Raw genomic sequence first — 16,380 nt, 5'->3', positions numbered from 1 at the left:
ATACTTTATACAATTTCTTCGATTTTATACCCTTCTCCTGCTTCTTTTCCCTATTTTCGGAGGGCTCTAAACGAGAGAATCACAGACTATCGAAGTCTTTAAAGGAAAATCCTGAAAATTGCTGATCGTTCATAGCATATTCAATATTTCGAAGATTGTCTGTATATACTTATATTTTACTAAAGAAAAGATAAAACCTCCATATCGTAAACCGTCCAGTCTGCTAAAAAAGAATGACAATTGCAAGGCAGTTATTTTCCAATTCATGAAAGGGAAGCGCATCATCCGGATATACTAAGCCTGGAGGTGTTTTTGATGGCTGGAAATGAAGAACGACTCGAACAGGATCAAAAGGAAAAGCCGATGTCCTTCATGGCACTGACAGTGATTACTGGCTTGTTTGGAGGAATCTTTTGGAGTTCCCTTGGTTACCTTGCATATCTCTTTAACTTTACGGAAGTCAGTCCGAACGTCATCCTGGAACCATGGGCTCTGGGTGATTGGAAAAAGCAATGGCTGGGGACTGTCATTTCGATTGCGGCAATCGGTCTTTTTTCGATCGGTGCAGCGCTAATCTATTACGCGGCTTTAAGAAAGGTAAATTCCATCTGGGCAGGTGCCGCCTATGGGCTGGTATTATTTTTCCTTGTCTTTTATGTACTGAACCCAATCTTCCCGGGAATCAAGCCATTTTGGGAGTTGTCGAAAAACACGCTTATCACTTCAGCGTGCCTCTACCTCCTTTATGGCGTTTTTGTAGGCTATTCCATATCCTATGAAGAAAATGAAATGCAGAATCGCGAAAAAAATCAGAAACAGGCAACTTCATAAGCGGCTCAAGCTAGTTTTCCTAAAAATAGTTATGTTAGAATGTTCTTATTGAACATTCTTTTTTTGGGGAGCCATATTATGAAAAAAATACTTCTGCTGAACGGACCGAATTTGAACCGTTTAGGAAAAAGGGAACCAGGAATATATGGCGTGAAAACGCTCGCTGATTTGGAAGCCAGGATGGCGAGGCTTGGACAGGAAAAGCAAATGGAGATCATCTGTTTCCAATCGAACTATGAGGGGGAATTGATTGATAAAATCCATGAAGCTGAGGATGCTGATTTTGCTGGCATCATTTTTAACCCAGGCGCTTTTACCCATTATAGCTACGCCATCAGGGATGCCATTGCAGGAATTCAATGTCCTGTAATCGAAGTACATATATCGAATGTTTATGAAAGGGAGGCATTCAGGCATAAATCGGTGATCGCCCCAGTTTCGAAAGGGCAAATTGCCGGTCTTGGGCTTCTTGGGTATGAGCTGGCGCTCGAAGCATTTATTAGAGATGGTTTAGGGGAGGAATAATGATATGGAAAAAGTGCGGAAATTACGTGAAAGTTTTGAAAGTCTTGGGATTGATGGAATGCTCATCACAAGCGAGTTCAACAGAAGGTATATGTCAGGATTTACTGGAACATCCGGCATGATATTGATCAGTAACGAGAAAGCTCTGTTCATTACAGATTTCCGCTACACGGAACAAGCAGCCAAACAATGTGAAGGCTTTGAAGTGGTCCTTCAAAAAGGCCAGGCTCATGAAGAGGTGGCGGCACAGGCCCAATTGCTCGGAATAAAGAAGCTTGGTTTTGAGGAAGAACATGTTACTTTTGCAGCGTATAAAGAATTCGATCAGTCCATTGATGCAGAGATGGTTCCAGTCTCGGGCGAAATCGAAAAGTTACGCTTGATTAAGACGGATTCAGAGATTAAGATATTAAAGGAAGCTGCAGCAATCGCAGACGCTGCTTTTACACATATACTTGAGTTCATCCGCCCGGGAAGAACAGAACTGGAAGTATCGAACGAGCTTGAATTTTTCATGAGGAAACAGGGTGCTACTTCCTCTTCATTCGATATCATTGTTGCATCCGGCTACCGTTCTGCTTTGCCGCACGGTGTGGCTAGTGATAAGGTGATTGAAAAGGGCGAATTCATTACACTTGATTATGGAGCCTACTACAAAGGCTATGTGTCTGATATTACCCGTACGGTCTCGATCGGCAACCCTTCAGGCAAATTGAAGGAAATCTATGATATCGTCCTTGAAGCCCAGCTTCGCGGCATGGCCGGAATCAAGCCAGGAATGACCGGCAAGGAAGCGGATGCGCTGACAAGGAATTTTATCACGGAAAAAGGCTATGGTGAATACTTCGGCCACTCCACAGGCCACGGAATCGGACTGGAAGTCCATGAAGGCCCAAGCCTTTCATTCCGGTCGGATACCGTGCTTGAACCTGGCATGGTGGTGACCGTCGAGCCAGGGATCTACATCGCAGGCCTTGGCGGAGTCAGGATTGAAGACGATACCGTGATAACCCTTGACCATAATGAGTCCCTTACACATTCTACAAAAGAACTCATCATAATTTAAAGACAACAATAGGAGGACAAATAATGATTTCAGTAAATGATTTTCGTACTGGCTTGACAATTGAAGTGGATAACGGCATCTGGCGCGTAATGGATTTCCAGCATGTCAAACCTGGAAAAGGAGCTGCATTTGTCCGTTCGAAGCTCCGCAACCTACGTACTGGCGCTATCCAGGAAAAAACCTTCCGTGCCGGCGAGAAAGTGGCTAAAGCGCAGATCGACAATCGCAAGATGCAATACTTATATGCAAGTGGTGACCAGCACGTATTCATGGACAATGAAAGCTATGAGCAAATCGAGCTGCCAGCTAGTTCAATCGAATATGAATTGAAGTTCCTAAAAGAAAACATGGAAGTATATATCATGATGTACGGCGGAGAGACAATCGGCCTCGAGCTTCCTAATACAGTGGAACTTGAAGTGACAGAAACTGAGCCAGGAATCAAAGGGGATACAGCTTCTGGCGGCTCGAAGCCGGCAACACTTGAAACGGGCTTGACTGTCCAGGTTCCCTTCTTCATCAACCAGGGTGACAGGCTCATTATCAATACAACTGACGGTAGCTATGTCTCAAGAGCATAATTTAATGGCAAAAACCCCCGCTCCTTTAAGGAAGCGGGGGTTTTTTTGATTTGTTGCCGACGTGGAGTCCATGAAAAAGGCAAGTAGCCATTCAAGAACACATCAGCGTGACATGATGGAGCTAGAAAGAGGGAGGAGCAATCCGGCAGCGCGGAATGCTCCTCCTTTCATTCATTGTTCAATTTCGTATGTCCATTCGTTCATGCCGCCTGTCATGTTGTAAATATGCTTAAAACCATTTTCGGCAAGGATTCCGCTTGCTTCAGCAGAACGATTTCCGCTTCGGCAGACAACCAGATAACTTTTATCTTTATCAAGCTCCGAAAGCATGCCCTCAATCACCTGAAGAGGAACCAGTTTAGCTTCTGGGATGTGGCCAGCCGCAAATTCTTCCGGCGTACGCACGTCGATCACTTCCACCTCTTTATTGTCGATCATTTCTTTTGCTTCATCGACCGAAACATCCTTATAGGATCCGGATGACGAGCATCCAGTGATCAACAAAATGAACATCAGGGCAGTCAGCATTTTTTTCATAGATCGAATCGCTCCTTCTTTATACGTATAGTGGTATTCTACACGAAAAAACGATTAGGAGAAATAGACAAATTGTGTCAGTCATTTGGAAACATTTTTATTTATCTTTGGTTTTCACTATAAAGAACTTCTAAACCATCCGTCCATTGGAATATTTTCTATTGTTTCAAATTTTGACCAATTTGTTAAAGATTTTTGACGATTTGGAAAAGTTTTTAGCCGGGTAACAAAATGTTCAATAGTGGAACAGAAAATACGCTTTTTAGCCACTATAGTTATTAATATGAGGGATATAGTAAAAATAGGGAGCGAGTGACAATGTTGAAAAGTTGGAGGGTACCTATGCTGAAGAGATTACTGATTCTGTTTTTAGCAATAACTTTCCCAGGCTTTTTTGTACTTAATAACGCACATGCGGAGGGAGGATTTGATTCAGGGAAATTCCCTTATAAAGAAATGCAGATCCAACTGATGCCTGAATTCGATTATCCTGAGAACTGGCCGAAGGATGAGCCCTCCATGCTGGTAGGATATTATGGAACAATCTTGAATCAAACCGGCAAGGATTTCAACGGGAAAATCGAATTCCCGCTGCCTGTTGATCGAAAAAACTTCAGTATCTACCTGATCGCCGAGTTTCCTGAGGATAACAAGCCTGAAATCCAGAGGCCGTTTGAAATCGATAAGGAGAAGGGGGTGGTTTTCTGGGAACCTGGGAAACCAATAAAGAATGGAGGAACTTATGACTTCGTCATTGAGTATTACGAGAATTCATTTGAAGTGGATGGCGCAAAGAAAAGTTTCAAATTCGATTTCACGCCTCCTGCCGAAATTGAAAAGTTGGATGTAATTGTTTACAAGCCGCTGGATTCAGAGGGATTCACGATTGATCCAAATCCTTCGACAACAACGAAAAGTGAGTATGGCCAGGAATTGGGTCATTATCAATATACAGATGTGAAGACGGGAAAAGCACTTTCCTATTCTGCTGTCTATACAAAGGAAGGCAATGAGTCGTCATTATCGATTATCAGTAAAATGAATCCACCTAACGATGAGAACCATGACGGCACAGCATCAGATCAAACAACCAACGGCACAGACGAAGGAAGGCCGCTGATTGATGCAGCTGGCGCTAGTATCATCGGTATTTCAATTATCATTGCCGGAGCATTTGTGTTTTGGGGCATTCGAGGAAAGCGGCACCAGGGTGCCATTAAGCCAGCGAAGAAAAGTACGAGGAAACCTTCGAAAAAAACCATTCCATCCAAGATAGCGGATATTGCCGATGAAAAGAAAAAGCTGCGTTCCATGCTTCTAAACGGGAAAATCGATCAGAAGACATATGAAGAAAAAATGAAAAAACTAATTTAAGAGGTGAATGGGATGAAAAAGAATACACTTGTGATGATTGGAGGATTTGTGATTGCCGCAGCGATTGTTTTTTTGCTGATGGCGGCTACTCCTGGATCAAGCGGGGTTGAGCTGAAGCTCAAGGATTTATTGGAAAACCAGGAGAAATACAAGGATGATTTCGTCACAGTTGAAGGCCTGTTGATCGAAGAGTCGATTGTTTGGAATTCCAGCGACATCGAATTGAAGTTTGACATCAAGGATAATGAAGAAAACAAGCTGCATGTCATTTACAATGGCGTGAAGCCAGACAACTTCTCGGAAGGAGTCATTGTCATCCTCCAGGGACACGTCGACAAAAAAGATACATTTATCGCTGAATCCGTTAAAACAAGATGCCCTTCGAAGTATGAAGGCGAGGATATGGAAAATTATGATCCAGAACTCCATAAGAATAAGCTGGATCAAACCACCGATAAAAAATAAAAAGGCCAATGAGATAGAGAAGGTGACGAAATGTATTTAGTCGGCAACGCTTCAATTTATATCGGGTTGATATTAGCGATCTATTCGATGCTCATCATCATAGTCGGCATTTATAAGAAAAAGCAAAACCTGGTAGATAGCGGAAAAGCAGGGGTTCTGGCGGTTTTTATCTGTACCGTGATCGCAACTGGAATCATGCTTTATCTGCTGGCAACTTCACAGTTCCAATATGAATATGTACGGGACTATACAAGCAGTGAGCTGCCTCTGCTATATAAGTTGAGCGCCCTTTGGGCTGGCAACTCGGGCTCTCTGCTCTTATGGACATTCTTTTTGACTATGTACACTGCGATGGTCGCTTTTTCTAGGAAAATGAAGGGCAATCCGATGGTTCCTTATATTTCCGCCATCCTGCTTGCAAATACCATTTTCTTTTTCTTCATCCTTGGCTTCGTGGCAAAGCCGTTCGTCTTGCTCGACCAAATTCCTGCTGAAGGCAGGGGCCTGAATCCAATGCTGCAGAATCCAGGTATGATCGTTCACCCGGTTACATTATACCTGGGATATGTCGGGCTGGCAGTGCCATTTGCTTTCGCGATGGCAGCCTTGATCCTGAAAAACATGGATGATTACTGGATCAAGATGACAAGAAGATGGACAATTGTCGCCTGGCTGTTCCTGAGTCTCGGTAACATCCTTGGAGGGCAGTGGGCGTATGTTGAGCTTGGCTGGGGCGGTTATTGGGCCTGGGATCCGGTTGAAAACGCGTCGTTCATGCCCTGGCTGACCACAACGGCTTTCCTGCATTCCGTCATGATTCAGGAACGCAAGAACATGCTTAAGGTCTGGAACATCAGTTTGATCGTGATTTCCTATGCGCTTACCCTTTTCGGAACTTTCCTTGTAAGAAGCGGCGTGCTTACTTCTGTCCACGCATTCGCAGATTCGAACCTTGGCATGTACTTCCTGATTTTCATGGGAGTGGCTGTCATCGGGGCATTGTATGTCGTCATGAGCCGCTATAACTTGATCAAACAGAGTGCGGGGCAATTTCAGTCTTTCATCTCAAAAGAGTCCAGTTTCTTGATCAATAATCTCCTGCTCGTAGGTGCAGCATTTGCCGTTTTTTGGGGCACGATTTTCCCCCTCGTCTCCGAAGCGGTCCGGGGAACGAAAGTGACGGTCGGAATCCCTTTTTTCAATAAAGTGGAAGCGCCAATATTGTTATCGATGATGTTTGTGATGGCTGTCTGCCCTTTGCTTGCATGGCAGAAATCTTCCATGAAAAATCTGCAGAAGAATTTCCTGCTTCCTGCATTCCTGAGTATAGTCGGCATGACATTGATGGTAGTGCTGGGTATGCAAAAAGCCTGGGCTGTCATCGGATACGGGGTCATTGTATTTTTATTCATCACTCATTATCTGGAGTTTTACAGAGGGGTGAGGGCAAGGCGGAAAATGACTGGAGAAATGCCCCTGCTTGCCTTATACAGACTCATGGTGAAAAACCGCCGGAGGTATGGAGGCTATATTGTCCATATCGGGATTGCCTTCATAGCGATGGGGATCATAGGATCACAAAACTATGATACTGAAACAATGAAAACTCTTAAACTTGGGGAATCCATCGATATAAAAGATTACAGGATTACCTATGAAGGTCTGGACCAAAGGACAGAGGGAATCAATGATATCGTTTTTGCCAATATGACGGTATTCAAGGATGGCAAAAAACTTGGCATTTACCATCCTGAAAAAGTTTTTTACGGGAATTGGGAGGAGCCATCATCTGAAGTTGCGCTGATCAGCTCAATTGCCGAAGACTTGTACATTGTCCTCAGTACCTGGGAAGAGGACGGAACAGCTACCTTCATCGTGAAAGTGAACCCGATGATGAACTGGATCTGGGCTGGCTCAATCTTGCTTGTCATTGGTTCCATGTTTGCTGTCTGGAATGGCCGGTATCAGAGCATCACACCTAAATATACAGGAGCAGCCAGAGAGGTCGCCTAGAATGCAAAGGCTTGAAATAAGTTTTATAGGATGTGAACAGTATGGAGGAAATTTCAGTCATTTCAATGCTAGTTACTGCTGTATTGGCTCTTGGGTGCCTGTTCCTTGTTTTAGCGCCGATTTTTCAATGGAATTCCTTGTTGACAGTAAAATCGCACAGCAATTATGCTCCCAGTGAAAAAGAAGTGCTCTTGACAACGTTGAATGAATTAGAGTTCGAGTACAAAATGGAAAAGTTATCGACAAAGGATTATATAGCATTGAAGAAACAATATGAAGCGCAGGTAGCAGCTGTAATGAAAAATGAAGCGGAGCCAGAAAAGGCGAAAATCGATGAAGATTTGCTTGCGGAAGTGGAAAGAGAGATTCAGCAGGCAATGCAACAGCATAAAGAAGAAAAGGGTGGGAGTTGAATGAAAAGAACAATCATGCTCCTCCTTTTCATTGCTATTCTCCCAGTGGGAATCGCACAGGCAATGGCAGACAATTTGACTGTTGACATGCATTACATTGTCATTGACCCTTCGGATGAGGGGAACATCCAGGTCAAACATATGGTGAATTATACGAATGCTGGGGATGAAGAGTATAAAGGAGCTGGCGAAGGGGAAACCGTACTTGAAATCCTCCTTCCGCCAGGGGCAATGAATCTCGCGGTACAGGATGAAACCCTCGGAGCCAAGGCTACTGGGAAGGGCTTTGCTACGGAAAAACCAATCCCTCCAAAAGAAACACAGATCGTCCCGTTCACTTACATGATGCCTGAGGGTGTACCGGTGAATATAACGCTGGATTATCCTATCCAGGTTATGCAGGTATTGATTCCAGAAGGGGAAGGAAGCCTTGTGATCGAAGGTGCCAAGAGCAGCAACGCAGGCTTGATGCAGTTCGAAGGAAAAAACTTCTGGCTATATAATGTCGAGGGAGTCAAGGCGGGACAGGAAATAAAGCTAGTCCATGATAAAACGAACCAGCCTGTTCCTGAAGAAGCCGATACAGAAGCAGAGGCAGCAACAACTTCAGATCAGGCAAGCACAGAAAATGTCACAAGGAAATCGCCTGAATTCCATAACCCGGGACATGTGCGTCTATGGTACCAATCTCCATTGAAAAAGTTCAATCCCCATATCCTGATGATTGTCCTTGGAACGATCCTTGCTGCCGGCATTGGCTATTATTCTTATTTCAAATGGAAAGCGAGGCAGAAGGACCAAGCCATCGATGGAGACAAAGAAGAACAATTATTCAAACAGTTGTTAGCGAGGCAAACGGCTATCATGGATCGAATTTTGGAATTGGAAGACAGGTATTCTAGAGGTGAGGTGAAGGAAGAAGAATACCAGGCAAAGTTAGCTGCCTACAAGGAACACCTTGTCCAGGTGAAGCTCAGCTTACGTACATTCGTAGAATAACAGGAAGGAGGGCTGTGGATGATTGAAATCAAAGGACTGACAAAACAGGCAGATGATAAACTGATCCTCCGGGGAATCGATTTAAGCATCAAAAAAGGAGAGACGGTTGCAATTCTCGGTCCAAACGGCGCTGGTAAGAGCACAATCCTGAAAGTGATAGCGACATTGATGAAGCCGACAACTGGGTCAGTGGAAATCAATGGCCTCGAATGGAAACGGCACGTGCATGAAATCAAGAAGCTGCTCGGTTATCTGCCGCACTCAAGTTTATTGTATGATCAGTATTCCCCGCTTGAGAACCTGGTATTTTATGGTGCGGCTTATGGTATTCCGGATCCCCGCAAACGGGCAGCCGAGCTTATTGGCCAGGTAGGACTGTCGTATTTTCAGAACGAGCCAGTAAAGAATTTTTCGAGGGGGATGATCCAAAGAGTAGCCATTGCCAGGGCCATCATCCATAATCCAGAACTCCTGTTGCTTGATGAGCCCCATACGGGACTTGATCAGGGGGCGATTGCCACCCTCAATGAAGTGATTCAATCAATGAAAGAAAAAGGGACAACAACTTTGATGGTCACACATGATATGAAGCAGGCGGCTGAAATTTGTGACAGGGCGGTCATAATCAAGCAAGGAAAGGTTGCCGAGGATTTTACGCTTATGCAAAAAAACGAGGATATTTTGACTGAACTGTATTTGAAATTGACGGAGGCGGTGTCATGAATTATTTTAAGACTGCCATGCTCATCGCCAGGAAGGATTTGTATTCCGAACTGAAAACCCGGCAGGTCTTAGGGACAATGGTGATTTTTGCAGGACTCGTTATCCTTGTCTTCAGCTTTGCATTCGATCCATCTGTAAATACGACGAAGGCAGTCATCCCTGGAATCATCTGGGTCATTATCATCTTCGCTGGAATCCTTGGACTGAACCGATCCTTTGTATCGGAGCAAAAAAATGACACGATGCAAGGGCTGCTGATTTTACCGCTGGAGCCGAGCAGTATCTATCTTGGGAAGCTGATGGCGAATATGGTGATGATTATGGTAGTTGAGATCATTTCCATTCCTTTCTTGCTCCTGTTGTTCGATTTCCATTCAATTGGCAGCATTCTGCATTTCATTCTTGTCCTGCTCATCGGAAGTTTTGGCTTTATCAGCATTGGAACATTCCTTGCCGCGCTGGCATCAAATTCGAAGAGCAGTGAAATGCTTCTGCCGCTTCTTTTATTCCCGATCACAAGCCCTATTCTGATTGGAGCTGTTCAGGCTACAAAAATCATCATGTCCAACATGGAAAAAATGGCGAGTGCGATATCCTGGATTCAATTGATCGCAGCTTATGATGTCATCTTTTTTGTATTATGTTTCCTGCTTATTGACTATGTATTGGAGGTGTGAAGATGAAAGCGAGTGCAGTACGGAACGAAATGGCGCAATCGCTGTCCGTCCAGCAAACCGGCAAAAAGCAGGGCATGGACAGAATCCTGCTCGGCGTTTCTATGGGATTGCTTCTCATTTCATTTTATTTAATTTTTATCTGGTCACCGGTTGAAAAAACAATGGGAATAGTCCAGAAAATCTTTTATATCCATGTGGCATCCGCATCAAGTGCATTCCTGGCCTTCCTGGTTGTGTTTATATTCAGTATCCTGTTTTTAATGAAGCGGAAGCGAATTTACGATATCTATGCCTTTGTTTCCGCTGAAGTCGGCGTCGTCCTGACAACGATCGTATTGGCAACCGGGCCAATCTGGGCCAAATCCTCCTGGAATACATGGTGGGCGTGGGAGCCAAGACTTACCACCACATTGATCCTCTGGTTCATTTATTTAGCTTATATCATGATCAGGCAAATGGATGGAATATGGGAAAAGAAAGCCAGGCTTGCAGCGGTCTTTGGGATCATTGGCTTTGTCGATGTTCCAATTGTCTTTTTCTCGATCAGGTGGTGGCAATCGAAATTCCATCCGATCGTCTTCGGCGATGGTCCTGGCCAGAATGGCGGTGGAATCGCGCCTGAAATGCTTATAACTCTGCTGGTTACGATTCTCGCCATGGCGGTTTTCTCTGCCTTTTTGCTGCGCAAAGGGGTGGAGCTTGAAAAGATGAAGCTTACAGTCAGCCAGTATAAAGAAAAGGTAAGGGAGAAACTTGAAAGATAGGAGGGAGTTCAAATGGGGTATTTGATGGCAGCTTATTCCCTGGTTTGGATCATCATGTTTGCCTACATTTTGGTCCTTGGAAAGAGACATGCGAAGCTGTTAAAAGAGATTGAATTTCTAAAGCAATTTGATCAATAGAAGATATTGCACCACATTACTGCAATGAGCCAGGAGGAAATACCAATGGCCAGTAAGAGTAAATATATAAAAATGGGGATTTTGCTCCTCGTCATCGGTGCCTTTACTTACTTTGCCCTGAGCCTGAACAAAGGGGAAACGGCCGCCGGGATCGGTGAGAAGGCTTATGATTTTGAATTGGAAAGCCTGGACGGGGAAGAGGTCAAGCTTTCTCAATATGCCGGACAGGTAACCATCCTCAACTATTTTGCGACATGGTGCGGGCCATGTGTTGATGAAGCACCGGAGCTTGAAGCTTTCGAACAGGAATACGGCGGTGATTTCAAACTTTTGATCATCGACTTAGGGGAAACAAAAGACAGGGTAAGGAAGTTCATCAACCAACATAAGACCACATCGCAATATTTATTCGATTACAAACAGGATGTAGCGAAGAAATATGGGGTGATCGGCCAGCCAGAGACTTTTGTGATCGACAAGAACGGGATTATCCGGGAACATTATAAGGGGCCCGTTACAAAGAATGAATTATATCAAATGGCAGCTAAATACAATTGATTTATAAAGCCGGTGCGATAAGCCCGGCTTTTTGTGCCGAATTGGACAGTATGTTTGTTTCACCTGGATACATGTCCTGTTCCAATGCCATCAACCACCGTTTTCAGTTTCGTTTTTCGCGTGCAGGAGTCGATAGCAATGAGCCCGGGGAGCAAGCCGGTTTGGTGCTCAGGGGTAAGCTTGCTCCTTCGTTTGCCAGGAAAACTCAAATAGGCTTTGATGCAGACTCGGGTCAGCAGCTTTGGAGTGGAACGGCATCCTCGGCGACATGCATAAGCTTGGTGGACTTGCCCTTGGACGGGCTGATGATAGTATCACCAAAGGACAGTCATTCGTTCATTTCCTTCTTGTTAAAGCGCATGCGCATTCGTTATTTGACAATATATATGGCAGTAACCGCAGCATTAATTTCGAGTTTCCCCGGTTCGATTGGTGTGCTGCCAGCGCTTCCTTCAAACGAAGCAGTAAGCCTGGGAACAGGAACTGCCATCCGATTTTCTTCCGTCATGGACAATGGATAAAGTTGATTCGCTTTTCCGATGGTTGCTGCAATTGTCCTGGCTTTTCTATCGGAATCCATAACAGCAAGTGATAGAGCATGTTGATAATAGGCTTTTTGATCTGAAGCCGCGAACTGAATATTCATGACTTCATTGACGCCGCTTCTCACTGCCGTGTCAATGACTCTCCCCAAATTCCCGACGTTCCGGATTGTGATTGAAAAAAGGTTGGTTACCCGATACCCCTGGAATTCCTGCTTACCGCCCTCATAACTATAAATCGGATCAATCCTGTAATCAGCCGTTTTCAAGTCTTCTTTCATTAACCCGAGCCTAAGCAGGGAAGCAATCATATCGTTGGCTATTTTCGCATTGTCCAGCTGTGCTTCCTGAAGGACTCCCTTTTCTGTCCGCACTCCGACTATCGCAGTCGCCATGTCTGGAATGGCCACAGCTGTCCCTTCTCCTGTCACAGTGATTTTCATGGCGCCTTCCCTTCCAGTATTCGTTTCTGTATCCATGATTAATCCCCCCATAAATAATGATCCGTCTATCTATATCTATGACCGTATTCGGATTATTTGGCTCTTTTCGAAAAGATTGTTGTTTTATTGAAAAATGTTGGAGGATAACGAAAGGTGTGAGCCTCTTTGAAATTAGCGCTACATTTCCCTCGATCAGCTTAGAGAAGGATGAACAGTGTCCGGCAAAATCAGCGGGATAGGGCTGATCCGAAAGTTACGGTGTGTTGGGGGAGGCTTACCGAACTCTCAGCGGAGAGCGGGCCGTTTTATTGGGAACGGTAGAAGTTGCCCGTTTACGAGAGTAGCTTAATATTTTGTTCACGTTTCACCCGGTCATAAAGTGGCCAAGCAGGCATACATATTTAGTAAGTGCTTGATAGGGGGGGAACATTCATGGAGCAAATCTTGTCTTTTTTGCCGAAACGGATTGCCGAAAACCTTGAGACGGTACCTCCCGCTATTCAAAACGGGATGGAAGAAGTACGGATCCGGATCAGCCGGCCGTTGGAAATCATGGTCAGGGGGAATCCAGAATTTTTGCCGTACATCGTCCAGCCTGAGGATGCTGTCCAGCTTTTGAACAAGCTTGGACATTTTTCCATGTACACCCTCGAAGAAGAACTGAAACGCGGATATATCACGATTGCCGGTGGCCATAGGGTAGGATTAGCAGGCAAGGTGATCCTGGAAAATGGGGCAGTAAAGGCAATCAGGGACGTTTCATCCTTTAACTTCAGGATCGCCAGGGAAAAAATCGGGATTGCCGATCCGCTTGTCCCTTTTTTATATCGGAATGGATGGAAGCACACGATGATCATCGGTCCCCCGCAGACAGGGAAGACAACCCTTCTCAGAGATATCGCAAGGATCATCTCAGGAGGGACATGCAGTCAGAAGGTTCCTCCACAAAAGGCGGGAATCGTCGATGAAAGATCGGAGATAGCTGGATGTGTGAAAGGCATTCCTCAGCTGACCTTTGGCCCAAGGGTCGATATACTTGACTCCTGCCCAAAGGCTGAAGGAATGATGATGATGATCCGGTCGATGAGCCCCGATGTCCTCCTAGTCGATGAAATCGGCCGCCGTGAAGATGGGGAAGCGATTCTCGAAGCTGTGAACGCTGGCATTAAGTTAATGATGACCACTCATGGTGAATCGTTGGAAGAAGTCAGGAAGCGTCCGATTTTGAAGCCGATTATAGAGATGGGTATTTTTGATAGATATATAGAACTTTCAAGGTTGGCAGGTCCCGGGAAGGTGAAATGCATCCGAGATGCAAACGGCGCTGGAATCCAGCCGAAAGTGATGGTGACCTAAATGGTGAAAATGATCGGTGCTGTGTTGATCATCCTGGCGACTACGTGGACAGGTTTTGAGGCATCAAGGCATTTAAGTGAACGTCCCAGACAGCTCAGGCTGTTGAAGTCAGCGCTGCAGTCACTTGAAGCTGAAATCATGTATGGCCACACTCCGCTGCATGAGGCCTCGAGAAAACTAGCGGCCCAGCTCTCGAGGCCATTGTCCTGGTTTTTCGAAGCTTTTTCAAAAAAACTGACTGAATCGGAAACGACCGTAAAAACAGCTTGGGAAGAGAGCTTGTCAGAAGTATGGAAATTCACGGCCTTCAAGCAGGGGGAGTTCGAAATCATGAAACAGTTTGGCGAAACTCTCGGTAGACATGACAGGCATTCACAGCAAAAGCAGATTCTGCTCACGATTTCCCATCTGGAAAGAGAAGAAACAGATGCATTCGAAAAACAGATGAAATACGAAAAAATGGTCAAAAGCATCGGATTTCTATCTGGCTTATTACTAATCATCTTATTGATGTAGCGTTTAGGAGGAGAAGAAGATGGGCCTGGAAGTGGATATCATTTTTAAAATAGCGGGTGTTGGCATCATTGTGGCGTTTTTGCATACGATTCTCGATCAAGTTGGAAAGAAGGAATATGCCCAATGGGTGACATTGATCGGATTCATATACATCCTGTTCATGGTAGCGTCGATTGTTGACGACCTTTTTCAAAAGATCAAATCTGTATTCCTATTCCAGGGATAAAGGAGGGGGTATGTCATTGAAATCCTGCAAATAACAGGTGTTGCCCTGATCGCCACCTTTCTCGCTTTGATTGTGAAGGAACAAAAACCAACATTTGCTTTCTTGCTGATTGTTTTTACCGGATCAGCCATCTTTCTATTCCTGGTCGATCAAATCTATCAGATTATTTTTATGATCCAGAAGCTTGCAGCCAACGCGCGAGTCAATATTGTATACGTAGAGACCATCCTGAAAATCATCGGCATTGCCTATATTGCGGAGTTTGCAGCACAAATCACGAAAGACGCAGGCCAGGGGGCAATCGCTTCAAAGATTGAATTAGGTGGGAAGATCCTGATTCTGGCAATGGCGATTCCAATCCTGACTGTCATGATTGAAACAATCATCAGGCTGATTCCCGGCTGACCAAGACTTGTTAATACGAGGTGAAAATATGGAGCAATGGTTGAAGTTCATTTTCTGCACCGTCCTCATCCTGTTTTATTCGAGCGCTCATGGAGTACAAGCTGCCGGGGGAAATGATGAAGCGAATCAGATTGCAAATCCCGGCCAAATCGCCAAATCCCAGCTTGAAACACTTGATATTGAGGATTTGAAGGGATTCTGGGAAGACATTCTTGATAAATATAATGGTTTTTTGCCAGAAAGCCAAAAGGGCAGTTTATATGACTTTATCAGCGGAGAAAAGAAGTTATCAATGAAGGAATGGCTGAATGGCATCATCCGGTTTGCATTCCACGAATTCATTGCAAATGGCAAGCTTCTTGGAACGTTGATCCTGCTGACTGTTTTCAGCATGTTCCTCCAGACATTGCAGAATTCGTTCGAGAAAAGTGCCATCAGCAAGGTAGCATACTCGATTGTATTCATGGTGTTGATCATCATCGCCCTCAATAGCTTTAAGGTGGTTATGGATTATACGAATGATGCTATTGGGACGATGATTCAATTCATCCTCGCGCTGATTCCGCTGCTGCTAGCCTTGATGGCGACATCAGGCGGCGTGATTTCGGCGGCGTTCTTTCATCCCGTCATCCTATTCATGATGAATACAAGCGGGCTGTTCATCCAGTATGTGGTGCTCCCTTTATTGTTTCTGTCAGCTCTTTTGGGAATTGTCAGTATCCTTACGGAACATTATAAAGTAACTCAGCTCGCTGCTATGCTACGGAATTGGAGCGTTGGTCTCCTCGGCATCTTCCTTACTGTGTTCCTTGGTGTCATTTCCGTCCAGGGAGCATCTGCTGCAATCACGGATGGTGTAACGATAAAGACAGCCAAGTTCATTACTGGAAATTTTGTGCCCGTAATCGGAAGGGTTTTCACAGATGCAGCTGACACGGTCGTCAGCGCATCTCTCTTGCTGAAGAACACAGTTGGCATAGCGGGTGTGGCGGTTCTGCTGATCATCGCGGCTTTTCCGGCAGTAAAAATCCTCATGGTGGCATTCATCTATAAATTCTCCGCTGCCATCCTGCAGCCACTTGGCGGCGGGCCAGTCATAACCTGCCTTGACGTCATCAGTAAAAGCATCATCTATGTATTCGCAGCACTTGGGATCGTATCATTGATGTTTTTTCTTACCATTACAGTCATCATTGCAGCGGGCAATTTAACGATGATGGTCAGGTAG

At 44.9% G+C, this 16,380-nt stretch carries 21 protein-coding genes; 19 read left to right on the top strand and 2 right to left on the bottom strand.

Features of this window, described 5'->3' with window-relative positions; genetic code table 11:
• The first annotated feature begins 315 nt into the window (after positions 1–315).
• The 4 genes from JJQ88_RS10785 to efp all read left to right on the top strand — a co-directional run bounded on the left by JJQ88_RS10785 (position 316) and on the right by efp (position 3,003).
• The gene (locus JJQ88_RS10785; protein ID WP_210365900.1) at positions 316–831 is read left to right on the top strand and encodes a YqhR family membrane protein; all 516 of its coding nucleotides are present in this window, start codon (positions 316–318) and stop codon (positions 829–831) included.
• 78 nt (positions 832–909) lie between these two features.
• Positions 910–1,356: a type II 3-dehydroquinate dehydratase gene (gene aroQ / locus JJQ88_RS10780; protein ID WP_210365899.1), complete on the top strand. Its 447-nt coding sequence runs from the start codon at positions 910–912 to the stop codon at positions 1,354–1,356.
• 4 nt (positions 1,357–1,360) lie between these two features.
• Positions 1,361–2,422, top strand: coding sequence for a M24 family metallopeptidase (locus tag JJQ88_RS10775; RefSeq protein WP_210365898.1), 1,062 nt, complete (start codon positions 1,361–1,363; stop codon positions 2,420–2,422).
• Positions 2,423–2,445: 23 nt separating this feature from the next.
• Positions 2,446–3,003 carry an elongation factor P gene (gene efp / locus JJQ88_RS10770; protein ID WP_210365897.1) on the top strand — a complete coding sequence of 186 codons (558 nt, stop codon included), beginning with the start codon at positions 2,446–2,448 and terminating at the stop codon, positions 3,001–3,003.
• Between the two features lie 171 nt (positions 3,004–3,174).
• Here the strand turns inward: efp and JJQ88_RS10765 are convergent, their stop codons facing one another.
• Complete coding sequence (locus JJQ88_RS10765; RefSeq protein WP_210365896.1) at positions 3,175–3,540, bottom strand: rhodanese-like domain-containing protein; 366 nt, start codon at positions 3,538–3,540, stop codon at positions 3,175–3,177.
• A gap of 342 nt (positions 3,541–3,882) precedes the next feature.
• Between JJQ88_RS10765 and JJQ88_RS10760 the strand changes: the two genes are divergently transcribed.
• The 10 genes from JJQ88_RS10760 to JJQ88_RS10715 are packed head-to-tail and all read left to right on the top strand — an operon-like array spanning position 3,883 to position 11,664.
• Complete coding sequence (locus JJQ88_RS10760; RefSeq protein WP_210365895.1) at positions 3,883–4,914, top strand: hypothetical protein; 1,032 nt, start codon at positions 3,883–3,885, stop codon at positions 4,912–4,914.
• A gap of 12 nt (positions 4,915–4,926) precedes the next feature.
• Entirely contained in the window at positions 4,927–5,379 is a 453-nt protein-coding gene (locus tag JJQ88_RS10755) for a cytochrome c maturation protein CcmE (protein WP_210365894.1), read from the top strand.
• 30 nt (positions 5,380–5,409) lie between these two features.
• Positions 5,410–7,392, top strand: coding sequence for a heme lyase CcmF/NrfE family subunit (locus JJQ88_RS10750; RefSeq protein ID WP_210365893.1), 1,983 nt, complete (start codon positions 5,410–5,412; stop codon positions 7,390–7,392).
• A 41-nt stretch (positions 7,393–7,433) separates the two neighbouring features.
• Positions 7,434–7,805, top strand: coding sequence for a hypothetical protein (locus tag JJQ88_RS10745; protein WP_210365892.1), 372 nt, complete (start codon positions 7,434–7,436; stop codon positions 7,803–7,805).
• Positions 7,806–8,804, top strand: a complete 999-nt coding sequence (locus JJQ88_RS10740) for an SHOCT domain-containing protein (RefSeq protein ID WP_210365891.1) — start codon at positions 7,806–7,808, stop codon at positions 8,802–8,804.
• 18 nt (positions 8,805–8,822) lie between these two features.
• Complete coding sequence (ccmA, locus tag JJQ88_RS10735) at positions 8,823–9,527, top strand: heme ABC exporter ATP-binding protein CcmA (RefSeq protein WP_210365890.1); 705 nt, start codon at positions 8,823–8,825, stop codon at positions 9,525–9,527.
• Positions 9,524–10,204 carry a heme exporter protein CcmB gene (locus JJQ88_RS10730; protein ID WP_210365889.1) on the top strand — a complete coding sequence of 227 codons (681 nt, stop codon included), beginning with the start codon at positions 9,524–9,526 and terminating at the stop codon, positions 10,202–10,204. Before ccmA ends, JJQ88_RS10730 begins: the two co-directional genes overlap by 4 nt.
• A gap of 2 nt (positions 10,205–10,206) precedes the next feature.
• Positions 10,207–10,968, top strand: a complete 762-nt coding sequence (locus JJQ88_RS10725) for a cytochrome c biogenesis protein (protein WP_246861066.1) — start codon at positions 10,207–10,209, stop codon at positions 10,966–10,968.
• A gap of 12 nt (positions 10,969–10,980) precedes the next feature.
• Entirely contained in the window at positions 10,981–11,106 is a 126-nt protein-coding gene (locus JJQ88_RS10720) for a CcmD family protein (RefSeq protein ID WP_210365888.1), read from the top strand.
• A 45-nt stretch (positions 11,107–11,151) separates the two neighbouring features.
• Positions 11,152–11,664: a TlpA family protein disulfide reductase gene (locus JJQ88_RS10715; protein ID WP_210365887.1), complete on the top strand. Its 513-nt coding sequence runs from the start codon at positions 11,152–11,154 to the stop codon at positions 11,662–11,664.
• A 370-nt stretch (positions 11,665–12,034) separates the two neighbouring features.
• On the opposite strand, the gene JJQ88_RS10710 is transcribed toward JJQ88_RS10715, so the two are convergent.
• Positions 12,035–12,685 carry an SIMPL domain-containing protein gene (locus JJQ88_RS10710; protein WP_210365886.1) on the bottom strand — a complete coding sequence of 217 codons (651 nt, stop codon included), beginning with the start codon at positions 12,683–12,685 and terminating at the stop codon, positions 12,035–12,037.
• Between the two features lie 396 nt (positions 12,686–13,081).
• Between JJQ88_RS10710 and spoIIIAA the strand changes: the two genes are divergently transcribed.
• The 5 genes from spoIIIAA to spoIIIAE are packed head-to-tail and all read left to right on the top strand — an operon-like array spanning position 13,082 to position 16,380.
• The gene (gene spoIIIAA / locus JJQ88_RS10705; protein WP_210365885.1) at positions 13,082–14,005 is read left to right on the top strand and encodes a stage III sporulation protein AA; all 924 of its coding nucleotides are present in this window, start codon (positions 13,082–13,084) and stop codon (positions 14,003–14,005) included.
• On the top strand, positions 14,006–14,521 hold the full coding sequence (gene spoIIIAB / locus JJQ88_RS10700) for a stage III sporulation protein SpoIIIAB (protein WP_210365884.1): 516 nt from the start codon (positions 14,006–14,008) through the stop codon (positions 14,519–14,521).
• Positions 14,522–14,540: 19 nt separating this feature from the next.
• Positions 14,541–14,747 carry a stage III sporulation protein AC gene (spoIIIAC, locus tag JJQ88_RS10695; RefSeq protein WP_210365883.1) on the top strand — a complete coding sequence of 69 codons (207 nt, stop codon included), beginning with the start codon at positions 14,541–14,543 and terminating at the stop codon, positions 14,745–14,747.
• A gap of 15 nt (positions 14,748–14,762) precedes the next feature.
• A complete protein-coding gene (gene spoIIIAD, locus JJQ88_RS10690; protein WP_210365978.1) occupies positions 14,763–15,152 on the top strand; it encodes a stage III sporulation protein AD in 390 nt (129 codons plus the stop codon).
• Positions 15,153–15,180: 28 nt separating this feature from the next.
• Positions 15,181–16,380 (top strand): stage III sporulation protein AE, encoded by a 1,200-nt coding sequence (gene spoIIIAE / locus JJQ88_RS10685; protein ID WP_210365882.1) that lies wholly within the window; start codon positions 15,181–15,183, stop codon positions 16,378–16,380.

It is taken from the genome of Bacillus sp. REN3, assembly GCF_017912555.1.
Lineage (GTDB): Bacteria > Bacillota > Bacilli > Bacillales > Cytobacillaceae > Mesobacillus.
The sequence above is the reverse complement of the archived record's forward strand: the minus strand, read 5'-3'. Positions and strand labels throughout refer to the sequence as shown.